The following is a 14,644-nucleotide window of genomic DNA, read 5'->3' as shown; positions in this document are numbered from 1 at the left end:
TTTCTGTAAAAGTTCACTATAATTTATTGCAGACTACCATATTGATAAAAATTTAAAGTAAAGGATGATTAACAATGAATCCAATCGCCTTTAGAGTATTTGGCGTGCCAGTAGCCTGGTATGGTATTATTATCTCCGTTGGAATTTTTTTAGGTATTTTTGTTGCTATTATCAGGGCAAAGAGAGAAGGTTTATATGAAGATGTTGTTTTAGATCTGTGCCTTATTGCAATACCTGTGGCAATAATAGGGGCTAGATTGTACTATGTTATTTTTAAGTGGGACTACTATGGACAAAACCTCATGCATATTATTCGGATACGTGAAGGGGGACTGGCTATTCATGGAGCTATTATTGCTGGTGTATTAGCAGGTTATCTGTTCTGCAGATATAAAGGCCTTAGATTTTGGCAGATGGCAGATGTTTGTGCTCCTAGTATTATATTAGGTCAAGCCATAGGAAGATGGGGCAACTATTTTAACCAAGAAGCTTATGGTACACCTACAAATCTACCATGGGCTATTGAAATAGACGGTGTTATGGTACATCCTACATTTTTATATGAATCCTTATGGAATTTTGGTGTATTTTTCTTCTTATTATACTATACTAGGAGAAAAAAGATGGATGGACAAATATTTTTGCTTTATTTAATACTTTATTCTATTGGAAGGTTTTTCATCGAAGGGCTTCGGATTGATAGCCTAATGATTGGCCCTTTGAGAACTGCACAGGTGATTAGTATTGTTACGATTGTAGGGGCTTTGATTGTCATGGGAATCTTGAAAAGAAGGAGAAATAGAGTGTTTTTGTAGGAAAAGACAATCTGTAATATAAAGACAATCTACAATATATTGTGCTGAATAATTATTATTTTAGGATAAATAACAATATATTGATAAAAATATGGAACATTAATAAAATAGGAAGGATTTTAAAGAAAAATCCAGGAAATATTTGATAAAATGTAAAAAAATGCCTGTGTGATACTTTGACAAATTATACTATTTTCATTTAAATTAATATAAAAGAATAAAAAAAAAGACAAAAAAATTACAAAAGAAGTATTTGAGGTGAAAGAGATGATAAGAGAAGAGGTCAAAGATTTTCAGGAGATCCTAAAAGGTTTTCAAGTAATTGAAGAACCAGAAGCAATAGAAAAAACTTTAAAACTAAGCAAAGAGCTTGATGAATTTATTTTCTTATATGAAAAAGTCAAAAATATATAAAGATAAACTAGTGAAAAATAAAAACTGCTGTCATATGATAGCAGTTTTTATTTTTTTGTCAAAAAAGCTCTATAAAACTTTGGACTCATAAAAAATAAATTTAACATATTTAGAAGGATTTTATAAAATCCTATAGAAATAGTATACAAAGTGGTGCAGAGTGGCACAAAGTGGGAAATTGTCCCTAAGGTGGTAAGAGAAAATGTTTATTGGTGAATATAATCATTCCATAGATTCAAAAGGTAGATTAAGTATTCCTTCAAGATTTAGAGAAGAATTAGGAGAACACTTTATTATTACAAAGGGATTAGATAACTGTTTATTTCTTTATCCTCTTGAAGAATGGAAGGTCGTTGAAGATAAATTAAAAAAGCTGCCTATGACCAATAAAGATGCTAGAGCTTTTGTGAGATTTTTCTTCGCGGGGGCAGCAGAATGTGAATTGGATCATCAGGGTAGAATAAGAGTACCCAATAACTTAAGACAACATGCACTACTGGAGAAAGAGGCCGTTATTATTGGTGTTGCCACCCGTGTGGAGATTTGGAGTATTCAACAATGGCAGCAATATAATGATGATGCTAACCTAAGTTATGACGAAATTGCTGTAAAAATGCAGGAACTAGGAATCTAAATATGAAGGTGATGAAATGGACTTCCAACATGTATCAGTATTGTTAAAAGAATGTATAGATAACCTAAATATAAAAAGTCATGGTATTTATGTAGATGGCACATTAGGCGGAGCTGGACATTCAAAAGAAATAGTAAAAAAATTAAGTAAAGAAGGATTACTAATAGGCATTGATCAAGATACCAATGCTCTCCATGCTGCTGGTGAGAGACTAAAAAGCAGTGAATGTCAAGTAAAACTCGCACATAATAATTTTAGAAATCTAGACCTTGTTTTAAAGGAACTAGAGGTGGATAAAATTGATGGAATCTTACTTGATCTGGGTGTGTCTTCTCATCAACTGGATGAAGCCGAACGAGGATTTTCTTATATGCATAACGCTGAGTTAGATATGAGAATGGATGTTAGAAACCCCTTGACGGCTAGGGAAGTGGTAAATAAATACAGCCAAGAAGATTTAACAAAAATTATTTGGCAATATGGAGAAGAAAAGTGGGCAAAAAGAATTGCTGAATTTGTTGTAGAACATAGAAAAATAAAAGAGATTGATACTACTTATGAGCTGGTGGAAATTATAAAAAAAGCTATACCTGCAGGAGCAAGAAGAGAAGGATCTCACCCTGCTAAGAGAACTTTTCAAGCTATTAGAATAGAAGTAAATGAAGAACTAGAGATCATTGAAGAAACAATAAAGACAGCTAACAACTATCTCAGGGTGGGGGGACGAATATGTATCATTACCTTTCACTCCCTAGAAGACAGGATTGTGAAAAATACCTTTAAAGAATTAAGTGATCCTTGTGTATGTCCGCCAAAGTTTCCAATATGTCAGTGTAATCAAAAGAAACAAATACATATTGTTACCCGCAAGCCGATTGTACCAACCAAGGAAGAGCTGGAAGTTAACCCTAGATCCAGAAGTGCTAAATTAAGGGTGGCTGAAAAAGTGTAAGAATCCATTTGTTCTAAAGGGAAAGGGGGTTGAATAAATTTGATAGTAGCAAGAAAAAACTATAATAATGCTATTGAAAACCATCAACAGTATGAGGAAAAAAAGGTAAAAAAGAAAAAGGTAAAGAGGAGTTACAGATTTGAGAAAATAGTATTGGGCATCGGAGTTATTACCGTGCTATCTTTAAGTTTAATGTTGCTGACGAGATTTGCTGCTGTTACAGAGGTAAGACATAGAGTGAATCATCTAAATAAACAGTTGGAGCAGTTAGAAACACAAAAGGAGCATTTGAGGATTGAAGTGGAAAGGGTATCAAAGTCTCGATGGATTGAAAAAGAAGCAATTGAAAGGCTGAGTATGCAATATCCTTTGCCAGAACAGGTTTTATATATTCATGTTGACCCTACCGAGATTGCTAAGCTTTCCCATCAGCTCCAAAGTAATCAGGAACAGCTTGATTTTAAGAACAGTTCTAATAATATATTTGGTGAAACATTGAACAGATTCCTTGGTTTTTTTAGAATTTAAAGGGGGAAAGATATAGTGTCGCAGCCTAGTATTTCTAGTAAGAAACGACTTATATTTATTTTCACTACTGTATGTTTTGCTATGTTTGGTCTGATTATAAGGCTAGGATGGATACAAATTGTACAGGGAGAAAGGTATAAAGAATTAGCAAATGCACAGCAAACAAGAGATATTCCAATTCCCGCAAAGCGGGGAACCATTTATGATCGTAATGGTAAAGAATTAGCTATTAGTGCCAGTACCAATACAGTCTGGGCAAGACCTAGAGAAATTCAAAATCCTGAAGCAGCAGGAGAAATGCTAGCAAGTATTTTAGACTTAGAGGTAGAGGATACTGTAAAAAAGCTAAGTAATACTACGCAGGGGCTTGTGAGGATTGCACGATGGATTAAGGATGACTTGGCAGATGAAATACGTTCAAAGAGAATACAAGGAGTTTGGATTGCAGAAGACAACAAACGGTATTATCCTTATGGAAATTTTGCAGCTTATATTCTAGGACATACTACTGATGATAATGCAGGGATGGCGGGAATAGAACTGGAATATGAAAAATATTTAAGCGGACTACCGGGAAGATGGATTAAAAATACTGATGGGGCAGGAAGACAGCTGGCCTTTAGTATAGAGAGATACTATCCTCCAGAGGACGGTCTGAGCATCGTGTTGACCATTGATGAAGTGATACAACATTTTGCAGAAAAAGCTGTTGAAAATGCTCTACAGGTAAATAAAGCAAAGAGGGTAATAGCCATTGTCATGGATATAAAAACAGGAGACATTTTGGCTATGGCTGCTAAGCCAGATTATGATCCAAATGAACCTAGAGTCCCTTTAGATGATGCTTTAAAACAACAATTAGAGGGAATGAATAATGAAGAGAAGCTAGAGGCCTGGTTTAGTATGTGGAGAAATCCAGTGATCAACGATACCTATGAGCCTGGTTCTACTTTTAAGCTGATTACTACAGCAGCAGCTATTGAAGAGGCTGTAGCCACCCCTACCAGTGAATTTTACTCTAGTGGAACAATAAAAGTAGCAGGGCAAACCATCAGATGTTGGAGATACTATAATCCTCATGGGCATCAGACCTTGACACAGGCTGTACAGAACTCCTGCAACCCTATTTTTGTGGAGTTGGGACAAAAAATGGGAACTGAAACTTTCTATCATTACGTAGATGGTTTTGGTTTTTCAGATGTTACAGGAATTGATTTGCCAGGAGAGAGAAGGTCTATTATGTATAATATAAATAATGTAGGACCTGTAGAATTAGCTACTATGACCTTCGGTCAAAGTATTTCTGTTACACCTATTCAGTTAATTAATGCTGTATCTGCTATTGCCAATGATGGTAAGTTGATGAAACCTAGAATTGTAAAAGAACTTATTGACTCTGAAGGTAAAATTGTTCATCGGTTTGAAGAAACCATGGTAAGACAGGTAGTTTCCCAAAAAACTTCACAGGAGTTAAGGAGCATAATGGAATCTGTTGTATCAGAGGGATCAGGAAAAGGTGCCTATATTCCAGGATATAGGGTAGGAGGAAAGACAGGGACAGCTCAAAAAGTTGTAGATGGAAGGTATGCACAAGGTGTATATGTATCTTCCTTCGTAGCGGTTGCACCTAGCGATGACCCTAGGTTAGCAGTCTTGACTATTGTAGATGAACCTGGAGGATATAGTCACTTTGGTAGTGTAATAGGTACACCTATTGCAAAAGAGATATTAGAAGAGAGTTTAAGGTATTTAGATATTAAACCTAAGTATACAGAAGAAGAAGCAAAAACACTGATTCAGGAAGAGGTAATTGTACCAGAGGTAAGGGGCTTGACGATAAAAGAAGCATCAAAGATCCTGTTAGATAACAAATTGGAGTATGCTACTTCTCCTGAGTTTTTGACTGTAGATCCAAATAGCATTGTTGTAGATATGTTTCCAAAGCCAAGTGCAAGGGTACCAGAAAAATCGATGATTATGTTGTATACTAAGGTGAACGATCATCTTCCTTCTTCTGTGATTGTTCCCGACCTCAAGGGAAAGACTATAAGAGAGGTTAATACCATATTAAATGCAGTAGATTTAAAACTCAAAATTGCAGGAAGTGGTTTAGCCTATAGTCAAATGCCAGAAGCTGGAAGTGAAGTAGAACTTGGAACAATAGTAAGTGTTGATTTTAGGCCCGATTAAAAAATAGCGTTTTAACCCGCTAGATACTTTTCATACTCTTCAACAATGAAAAGGGCAACTGTGAAGTTAAAGATTTTAAACTTTAATTTCAAGTTGCCTTTTAAAAAGTCTCGTAAATGGAAATACAACATAGATAGAAGGCAAAAATTTATAAAAGAGAATATTATGAGGCAGGAGGATATTCATGGTACTGAAGAAACTGTTAAAAGAAATGGTAGTTGAAGAAATTATAGGAAATGATAAAATAAATATTGATGCGATAGAATATGATTCCCGTAAGGTCAAAGAAAACAGCCTGTTTTTGTGCATTAAGGGTTTTAAAACAGACGGACATTTGTACATAAAGGATGCTATTCAAAGGGGAGCTTCTGCTGTTATGGTGGAAAAAGCTGTAGAAGCAGATATTGAAGGAACAACTGTTATAAGAGTAAAAGATACGAGAAAGGCTATGGCAGTCGTAGCAAAACACTTCTATGGTGACCCCAGCAGCTCCCTTGATTTAATAGGTGTTACTGGAACCAATGGAAAAACTTCTACAACCTATATGATTAAAAAAATATTAGAGGTAAGCAGAAAAAAAACTGGTTTAATTGGGACGATTTCCAATTGGATTGGTGAGGAAAAACTAGATGCTGATCGAACTACCCCAGAGGCTTTAGACCTGCAGAGATTGTTTAGAAATATGCTGGAGGTAAAGGTCGATAGCTGCGTGATGGAGGTTTCCTCCCATTCTTTAGAATTACAGCGGGTAGAGGAATGTGAATTTAAAGTAGGAGTTTTTACAAATCTAACCCCAGAACACTTAGATTTTCATGAAACTTTAGAGGATTATAGAAATGCTAAAAAGAAGCTGTTTTATAAAACATCTCTATGCAATGTAGTGAATATAGACGATGAAGATGGTAGAAAAATTGCCGAGGAAATTAAGTCTTTACCAACCCCTCTATTAACCTATGGGATTAAGGGAGAAGGGGAGATTACAGCTGAAAATATTATAATGACCATGACATCTGTTTCTTTTGATTTAGTTACCCCAAAGTATACAGAAAAAATAGAAATAAATATTCCGGGTATGTTTACTGTTTACAACGGACTTGCTGCTATTGCCGCTTGTTATAGTATGGGTATTGATAGAAAAGATATAAAAGAAGGGTTGAGCGTCCTTAAAGGGGTGGCAGGAAGACTAGATGCTGTGGAGGGATTTTCTAAATTTGCTGTAATTGTTGATTATGCTCATACGCCTGATGCTTTAGAAAATGTATTAAAGTCAGTAAAGGATTTTACCAAAAATAAACTTATCACTGTATTTGGTTGTGGTGGAGATAGGGATCAAACCAAAAGACCAGTTATGGGAGAAATTGCTGGCAAGTATAGTGATCTAACCATCGTTACTTCTGATAATCCTAGGACAGAGGACCCAATAAAGATTTTGAACATGATCGAGGAAGGGATAAAAAATACTACTGGAGAATATCATATCATAGAAGATAGAAGAGAAGCCATTCGTTTTGCCTTGAAAAATGCAACATCAGGAGATATTCTTCTTATTGCTGGAAAAGGTCATGAAACCTATCAAATTATTGGTGATAAAGTATTTGAATTTGATGATAAAAAAGTAGCTTTAGAAGTAGCTAGAGAGGATGGATTGGTATGATCAAGCAGTGTATTGAAGATATTGTCAAGGCATGCAATGGAAAAGTGGTACAAAAAGGCACAAAAGACTATATCGAAGGAATATCCACAGACTCTCGGAACATAGAAAAAAGCAGTCTTTTTATTCCTCTGATAGGTGAAAGGTTTGACGGACATGATTTTATTGAAGTAGCTGTAAAAAATGGGGCATCTGCTGTCCTTTATAAAGAAGGAAAAAAAATAGATAGTGAAGCTTTAAAAGACATTTATATCGTTGAAGTACAAAATACGTTAGAGGCTTTGCAGGCAATTAGTAAATATTATAGAGATTTATTTGACATTCCTTTTATTGCTATCACAGGAAGCACTGGTAAAACATCTACAAAGGACATGGTTAGCGGTGTACTGTCTTGTAAATATAATGTGTTGAAAAATATAGGTAATCTAAACAATCATATTGGTCTGCCTTTAACTTTATTCAACTTAGCTCCTCATCATCAAATGGCGGTTTTAGAAATGGGGATGTCTGGATTTGGAGAGATATTAAATCTAACAGAAATTGCTAGACCCAGCATTGCTGTAATCACCAACATAGGCTTAGCCCATATCGAACATCTAGGCAGCAGAGAAAATATTATGAAGGCCAAAATGGAGATTGCCAATTACTTAAGTGATGAAGATTACTTGATTTTAAATGGAGATAATGACCTTCTGAAGACGCTGAAGAGACAAAAAACCAGCTATAAAAAAGTATTTTTTGGCCTAGATACCTCCAATGATTTTTATCCTAAAAACTTGATAGATTTAGGAGAAGAAGGTTTTAGTTTTGACATGGAAATAAAGGGAAAAGACTATAATTTTGTAATAAAGCAACCTGGAATACATAATGTTTATAATGCATTGGCGGCTATATGGATAGGACTTCAGAGTAAAATGGAGGTTGAAGCCATTGCCGAGGGTTTAATGAACTATACTCCTTCTAAAATGAGGATGGAAGTGATACAACATCATGATATAAAAATAATTAATGATGCTTATAATGCCAGCCCGGATTCTATGGAGGCGGCTTTATCCGTACTAGCCAATATGAAGGGGAATAGAAAGATAGCTGTTTTAGGAGATATGTTTGAGATGGGGGACTTTTCAGAAAAAGGACATAGAGCAGTTGGAGCCTGTACAGTTGACAAAACGGATGTCCTGATTGCTGTTGGGCAAGAGGCTAAGTGGATTGCTGAAGAAGCAATGAGTCAAGGATTGAAAAACCAGGTTTATGTTGCCTCTACAAATAAAGAAGCAGTTGAAATATTAAATAATATAATAAAGAGCAATGATGTTATTTTAGTGAAGGGCTCAAGAGGAATGGCAATGGAGGAAATTGTCCATCGTTTACAAGAGAGGAGTTAATTAGATGTTACAACAAAACCAACTGATTTATACAATCATTATCGGTTTTTTCATTACACTAATATTGGGACCATTAATTATTCCCTTTTTAAAAAGGCTGAAGGTAGGTCAAACCATTAGAGAAGAAGGCCCCCAAAGCCATATGTCCAAAAGCGGAACACCTACAATTGGTGGCGTGATTATTATTGTATCTATTTTGCTTACATCCCTTACTTCAGGGATCATGAATACAGATTTGCTAGTGGCATTGAGTGCTACGATAGCTTTTGGTTTTATAGGATTTATTGATGATTTTATTAAAGTGGTGTTAAAAAGGAACCTTGGGCTGAGGGCATATCAAAAGCTATTGTTACAAGTTTTTGTGGCAATACTATTGGCTATATATCAGTCCAACACATCAGTGGTACAAACAAAAATTATCATTCCTTTTATTGAAGGGAATCTTCAGATAGGTAATATTCTTATACCTCAATATTTAGATTTAGGGATTTTTTACATTCCTTTTATTGTGTTTGTGGTAGTAGCAACGGTAAATAGTGCAAATTTAACAGACGGCTTAGATGGTTTAGCTGCAGGTGTTACTTTAATTATTACTGGCTTTTTTAGTCTATTAGCTATGAGCTGGGGTTATACCAGTCTGGCGATTTTTGCAAGTGCTGTGACAGGAGCTTGTTTAGGATTTTTAAGATATAATACCCATCCTGCGCAGGTGTTTATGGGGGATACAGGCTCTTTGGCATTAGGTGGGGCGGTGGCTACAATGGCCATATTGATGAATGTTCCTTTAATTATACCAATTGTAGGAGGTATCTATTTTGCAGAATCTTTATCAGTGATTTTACAGGTGATTTCTTTTAAAACCACTGGAAAGCGAATTTTCAAAATGAGTCCTTTGCATCATCATTTTGAGCTGAGTGGATGGGCAGAAACAAAGGTTGTTACGGTCTTTTGGATTGTGACAGTCATTTTATGTTTAATAGGTATTTTAGCTTTACATTAGATAAGGAAGGTGTAGTATGAATTTAAAAAACAAAAAGGTTTTAGTCATAGGATTAGCTGTAACAGGCGTACCATTAGTAAAGACATTATTAAATTTAGGAGCTACAGTCATCGTCAATGACTTAAAGTCAGAAGAAATATTGCAGGAGAATTTAAAGGAGTTAGAAGGACTGAAGTTTCAGGCTATTTTAGGTAGACATCCTGAAGATCTAGGGGAATTGGGTAAGTTAGACTTAGTAGTGGTTTCTCCAGGAATACCTCTAGATATCCCCTTTATTAACAAGTTAAAAGAAACCAACACAGAAATCATTGGAGAAATAGAACTAGCCTATCGATTCAATAAAGCCCCTATTGTTGCTATTACTGGTACAAATGGAAAAACCACAACCACAGCTTTGACAGGGGAAATATTTAAAAGAGGAAGAAAAAATACCTTTGTTGTAGGAAACATTGGGGTAGCTGCTATATCCAAGGCTCTGGAGACTACAGAGGAAGATGTTATGGTAATGGAGGTCAGTAGTTTTCAGTTAGAAAGCATCGAAGAGTTTCGTCCAAGAGTAGCTGCTATCTTAAATCTCACACCAGATCATCTAAATCGTCATAAAACCATGGAAAACTATCGACATGCTAAGTTTAATATATTTAAAAATCAGCGTACTACTGATTATGCTGTTATTAATTATGACGATGAGATCTGCAGAAAAGCTAGTGAAGATCTTTCAAGCAAGAAGTTGTATTTTAGTAGAAAGGTACAGCTGCCGGAGGGGGTATTCGTAGAAAATAGCCATATCACTATTTCATACAATGGGATAAAACAAAGCGTTATAAATATAGAAGATATAAAAATTCCTGGATTGCATAATTTGGAAAATGCATTGGCAGCTACGGCTATGGCTTTTCTGATGGGAATAGATGTTGATGTGATTCAAGATACATTAAGGGATTTTAAAGGAGTAACCCACCGTATCGAATATGTAGATACTATTAAGGGCATTCGTTTTATCAATGATTCAAAGGCTACAAATACAGATGCAGCGATTAAGGCTATAGAGGCTGTAAATCCTCCCATTATTTTATTAGCAGGAGGTTTAGATAAAGCCAGTGAGTTTGAAGACTTTATTCAGACCTTTGATGAAAAAGTAAAACATGTATTTGCTTATGGAGAAACGGCAGAGAAGATTTATAATACAGCAAAAAATTTATCTTTTCATCATGTAACGATTGTAAAAGATTTAGAAAAAGCAGCAGTTGGTGCATATAATATAGCAAAAGAAGGGGATTCTATACTGCTTTCTCCTGCTTGTGCTAGTTGGGATATGTATAAGAATTTTGAAGAAAGAGGAGAGCATTTTAAAAAAATAGTAGCAGATTTAAGGAGGTCTTAAAAAATGGGAAAAAAAAATCCCTATGACTTCACGATTATTGTCACTGTAGCACTTTTGGTGACCACCGGTATTGTTATGGTGTTTAGTTCCAGTTTTTCTTATGCTATGGTGGTGATGGGAGATGGGTATTACTTTCTGAAAAGAATACTAATTTGGGCAGCAATAGGAACTTTTGCTATGAACTTTTGTGCTAGAGTAAAATATTGGAAATGGTCGAAGTACGCTAATGTCATTTTGTTGGGTAGTGTGATTTTACTGATCCTAGTATTAACCCCTTTAGGCAAAGAAGTAAATGGTGCTAAAAGGTGGATTGGTGTAGGCTCTATTACCGTCATGCCCTCCGAAATTGCAAAGTTTGCTGCTATCATTTTTATATCCACCAGTGTGACAAGAAAAAAAGAAGGTATGCAAACTTTTCTTTATGGGGTAATACCTTATCTACTTATTGCAGGAATGTTTTTTGGGTTGATTTATAAACAGCCAGACTTTAGTACAGCCTTTGTGGTAGTGGTTGTAATTATTTCTATGATATTTGTTGGAGGGATGAAACTCTCTCACTTTATTGGATTAGCCGCCAGTGGGTTTGCAGCACTAGCCTCCATGATTGGGTACATTTTCATCAGTGGTGCTGGTTATAAGGCCAAGAGAATCACTGCCTTTATAGACCCTTGGGCAGATCCCAGTGATAGTGGTTTTCAGGCAGTACAATCTCTATTGGCACTAGGATCTGGGGGTCTTTTCGGTAGAGGGTTAGGAAGAAGTGTACAAAAACACTTTTATCTGCCGGAGCCTCAAAATGATTTTATCTTTGCCATTATAGGAGAAGAATTGGGCTTTATAGGTGGTGTAGCTATTATGCTGCTCTTTATGATTTTGATTTGGCGTGGTATTCGTATCGCTCTTAATGCACCAGACCTTTTGAGCTGTTTGATGGCAACAGGAATTACTACAATGCTCATTGTTCAAGTGGTAATTAATATTGCAGTAGCAACATCCTCTATGCCAGTTACAGGAATGCCTTTACCCTTCATCAGTTTTGGAGGAAATGCCCTAGTGATATTTATGGCATGTATGGGGATTTTACTGAACATCTCGAAATATACAAATATGAACAGGAGCTGAAAACATGAAAGTCATTATAAGCGGCGGTGGAACAGGGGGACATATTTATCCTGCTATTGCTATTGCTAGTAAAATAAAGGAAAAGCATCCAACCTGCGATATTTTATTTATAGGTACGTCATCAGGGCTGGAAAGCGACCTTGTTCCTAAGGCAGGTTATGAGATAAAAACTATAACTGTTAGTTACTTAAGGCGAAAGATATCTCTTCACAACTTAAAAAGTGCAGGAATGTTGTTAAAGGGACTATGGGAAGCAAGGAAAATTATCAAGGATTTTCAACCAGATATTGTGATAGGCACTGGAGGGTTTGTATGCGGGCCAGTTGTTTATATGGCATCAAAACTAGGAATAAAAACCCTCATTCATGAGCAAAATGTTTTTCCTGGCATTACCAATAAGATATTAGGTAACTATGTCGATAGAATTGCCATAAGTTTTGAAGAGGCACAGAAATATTTTAAACAAAAGAACAAGTTAGTTGTCACAGGAAATCCTATAAGAGAAGAATTTTTTAAGATTACGTCTGAGGAAGCAAGTTTGCGATACAAGGTAAATAGACCCTTGGTATTAATCGTAGGGGGAAGCGGCGGGTCTGCCAGCATAAATAAAGCAGTAATAGATATGCTGGTAGAACATCCTAGAAATCAGTTTGAAGTGTTGTTGGTTACAGGAAAAAGACATTACAAAGAACTCATGGAAAAGCTTTCACAACATAAAGAGGTGTTACAGTATAATCGTATTATTGAGTATATGGACGATATGCCTTATGCCTTGAAGGCTTGTGACTTAATCATTTGTAGTGCAGGTGCAATTACTATTACAGAAATTAATGCAGTAGGAAAACCAGCTATCTTGATCCCCAAGGCTTATACAGCGGAAAATCATCAAGAATATAACGCTACAGCCCTAGAGGCTAGGGGGGCTGCTTTAGTTATTAAAGAAAAGGATTTGAAGAGTGATTACTTACTAAGTAAAATAGAAGAAATCTTAAATAATAAAGAAAAACTACAATCTATGGAAAGAGCTAGCTTAGATGCCTCTAAAAAGCTGGTTGCTGAAAAAATATATCAAGAAATAATAAAACTCTTAAAACATTAAATAGACAAATTATTGGAACACCTTTAGAACTTTTGCATAATATGGTTATATATTTGTTTAATAACGTATATTCTGCCAAGTAATTATTCTTAAAACGTCAATTTCTATATAAATATACTTATTAAGTTCTGGAGGTGGCCTAAGGTGAGTAAGCTAATGATTCGTGGTGGACATAAAATCGAAGGTGAATTAAGGGTCGGTGGTGCTAAAAATTCTGTATTACCGATACTAGCTGCAACTGTATTAAATGGAAAAGTAAATATAGTTCATGATATTCCAAAATTATCTGATGTAGAGGTTATGATCAAAATTTTAAAGGCTGTGGGTTGTGGGGTAAAGCGAGAAGGCAATACGATGATTGTCGATTCCAGCAAGCTAAATAATCATAAAATTCCAGAGGAATTGGTGAGGGAGATGCGGTCTTCTATTGTATTTTTAGGGGCTATGTTGGCTAGGTGTGGAGAGACTATCATGAGCTATCCTGGAGGATGTGAAATTGGGCCTCGACCTATTGACCTTCACTTAAAGTCTTTAAGAGAGATGGGAGCAGTCATTGAAGAGAAACATGGGTTTTTAATATGTAAGAGTAAAGGCCTAAAGGCTTGCGAAATTCAATTAGATTTTCCTAGTGTGGGAGCAACTGAGAATATTATGTTGGCAGCTGTTTTTGCCCAAGGGACTACTACCATTAGAAATGCCGCAAGGGAGCCAGAAATTACAGACTTGCAAAATTTTATTAATGCTATGGGGGGAAAAGTTTCTGGAGCAGGAAGTGCTACGATCCAGATTGAAGGGGTAAAGGAACTTCACGATGTTGAACATACCATTATTCCTGATCGTATTGTTGCAGGAACCTACTTAATAGCTGCAGCTATGACAAAAGGTGAAATCATATTAAAAAATGTTATACCAGAGCATATACAATCTACTATTTATAAACTAAAAGAGTCTGGTTGCAGGATTTTATATACTCAAGATAGCATAAAACTGGTAGCTCCTGAAAAACTTCATGCAATAGAGTCTACGAAAACTTTGCCTTATCCAGGATTTCCAACGGATATGCAATCTCAAATAATGGCATTAATGACAATGAGCGAAGGTATTAGTATTATCACTGAAAATATATTTGAAAACAGATATAAGCATGCCTATGAGTTAGTTCGAATGGGAGCGAATATTAAAATAGATGGTAGGGTAGCTATTATAAAGGGTGTGCCTAAGTTAACAGGGGCTACTGTAGCCGCCAATGACTTACGGGGAGGGGCAGCACTGATTTTAGCAGGATTAGCTGCAGAAGGTGCTACCATTATAGAAAATGCAAAGCATATAGAAAGAGGCTATGATCATATTGAGGAGGTTTTAAAAATAGTAGGAGCAGAAATCTATAAATTGTAGTTTTTGTATATTTTGGCTAGACAAATTTTGTTTTCTATGGGCGGATTTATGCTATGATACATTTATAAGTAAGAA

Annotated in this window: 13 protein-coding genes; all 13 read left to right on the top strand. The window is 35.7% G+C overall.

Annotated elements, in window-relative coordinates; all coding sequences use genetic code 11:
• The first annotated feature begins 74 nt into the window (after positions 1-74).
• The 13 genes from lgt (at position 75) to murA (ending at position 14,569) form a co-directional block, all read left to right on the top strand.
• On the top strand, positions 75-815 hold the full coding sequence (gene lgt / locus CACET_RS10715) for a prolipoprotein diacylglyceryl transferase (RefSeq protein ID WP_044825054.1): 741 nt from the start codon (positions 75-77) through the stop codon (positions 813-815).
• 258 nt (positions 816-1,073) lie between these two features.
• On the top strand, positions 1,074-1,229 hold the full coding sequence (locus CACET_RS20490; protein ID WP_158386039.1) for a hypothetical protein: 156 nt from the start codon (positions 1,074-1,076) through the stop codon (positions 1,227-1,229).
• Positions 1,230-1,431: 202 nt separating this feature from the next.
• Positions 1,432-1,863, top strand: a complete 432-nt coding sequence (mraZ, locus tag CACET_RS10710) for a division/cell wall cluster transcriptional repressor MraZ (RefSeq protein ID WP_044825055.1) — start codon at positions 1,432-1,434, stop codon at positions 1,861-1,863.
• Between the two features lie 16 nt (positions 1,864-1,879).
• On the top strand, positions 1,880-2,815 hold the full coding sequence (gene rsmH / locus CACET_RS10705) for a 16S rRNA (cytosine(1402)-N(4))-methyltransferase RsmH (RefSeq protein ID WP_044825056.1): 936 nt from the start codon (positions 1,880-1,882) through the stop codon (positions 2,813-2,815).
• A 39-nt stretch (positions 2,816-2,854) separates the two neighbouring features.
• On the top strand, positions 2,855-3,343 hold the full coding sequence (locus tag CACET_RS10700; RefSeq protein WP_044825057.1) for an FtsB/FtsL family cell division protein: 489 nt from the start codon (positions 2,855-2,857) through the stop codon (positions 3,341-3,343).
• A 15-nt stretch (positions 3,344-3,358) separates the two neighbouring features.
• Positions 3,359-5,533 carry a stage V sporulation protein D gene (locus CACET_RS10695; RefSeq protein WP_044825058.1) on the top strand — a complete coding sequence of 725 codons (2,175 nt, stop codon included), beginning with the start codon at positions 3,359-3,361 and terminating at the stop codon, positions 5,531-5,533.
• 184 nt (positions 5,534-5,717) lie between these two features.
• Positions 5,718-7,187 (top strand): UDP-N-acetylmuramoyl-L-alanyl-D-glutamate--2,6-diaminopimelate ligase, encoded by a 1,470-nt coding sequence (locus tag CACET_RS10690; RefSeq protein WP_044825059.1) that lies wholly within the window; start codon positions 5,718-5,720, stop codon positions 7,185-7,187.
• Positions 7,184-8,569 (top strand): UDP-N-acetylmuramoyl-tripeptide--D-alanyl-D-alanine ligase, encoded by a 1,386-nt coding sequence (locus CACET_RS10685; protein ID WP_044825060.1) that lies wholly within the window; start codon positions 7,184-7,186, stop codon positions 8,567-8,569. The genes CACET_RS10690 and CACET_RS10685 overlap by 4 nt, the downstream gene beginning before the upstream one ends.
• Positions 8,570-8,573: 4 nt before the next feature.
• Entirely contained in the window at positions 8,574-9,569 is a 996-nt protein-coding gene (mraY, locus tag CACET_RS10680; RefSeq protein WP_044825061.1) for a phospho-N-acetylmuramoyl-pentapeptide-transferase, read from the top strand.
• A gap of 16 nt (positions 9,570-9,585) precedes the next feature.
• Entirely contained in the window at positions 9,586-10,953 is a 1,368-nt protein-coding gene (gene murD, locus CACET_RS10675) for a UDP-N-acetylmuramoyl-L-alanine--D-glutamate ligase (RefSeq protein ID WP_044825062.1), read from the top strand.
• A 3-nt stretch (positions 10,954-10,956) separates the two neighbouring features.
• A complete protein-coding gene (ftsW, locus tag CACET_RS10670; protein WP_044825063.1) occupies positions 10,957-12,075 on the top strand; it encodes a putative lipid II flippase FtsW in 1,119 nt (372 codons plus the stop codon).
• A 4-nt stretch (positions 12,076-12,079) separates the two neighbouring features.
• A complete protein-coding gene (murG, locus tag CACET_RS10665; RefSeq protein ID WP_044825064.1) occupies positions 12,080-13,174 on the top strand; it encodes an undecaprenyldiphospho-muramoylpentapeptide beta-N-acetylglucosaminyltransferase in 1,095 nt (364 codons plus the stop codon).
• Positions 13,175-13,318: 144 nt separating this feature from the next.
• Positions 13,319-14,569: a UDP-N-acetylglucosamine 1-carboxyvinyltransferase gene (gene murA, locus CACET_RS10660; protein ID WP_044825065.1), complete on the top strand. Its 1,251-nt coding sequence runs from the start codon at positions 13,319-13,321 to the stop codon at positions 14,567-14,569.
• The last annotated feature ends 75 nt before the right edge of the window (positions 14,570-14,644 follow it).

The sequence above is a fragment of the Clostridium aceticum genome, assembly GCF_001042715.1.
Classification (GTDB): Bacteria; Bacillota; Clostridia; order Peptostreptococcales; family Natronincolaceae; genus Andreesenella; species Andreesenella acetica.
The sequence above is the reverse complement of the archived record's forward strand: the minus strand, read 5'-3'. Positions and strand labels throughout refer to the sequence as shown.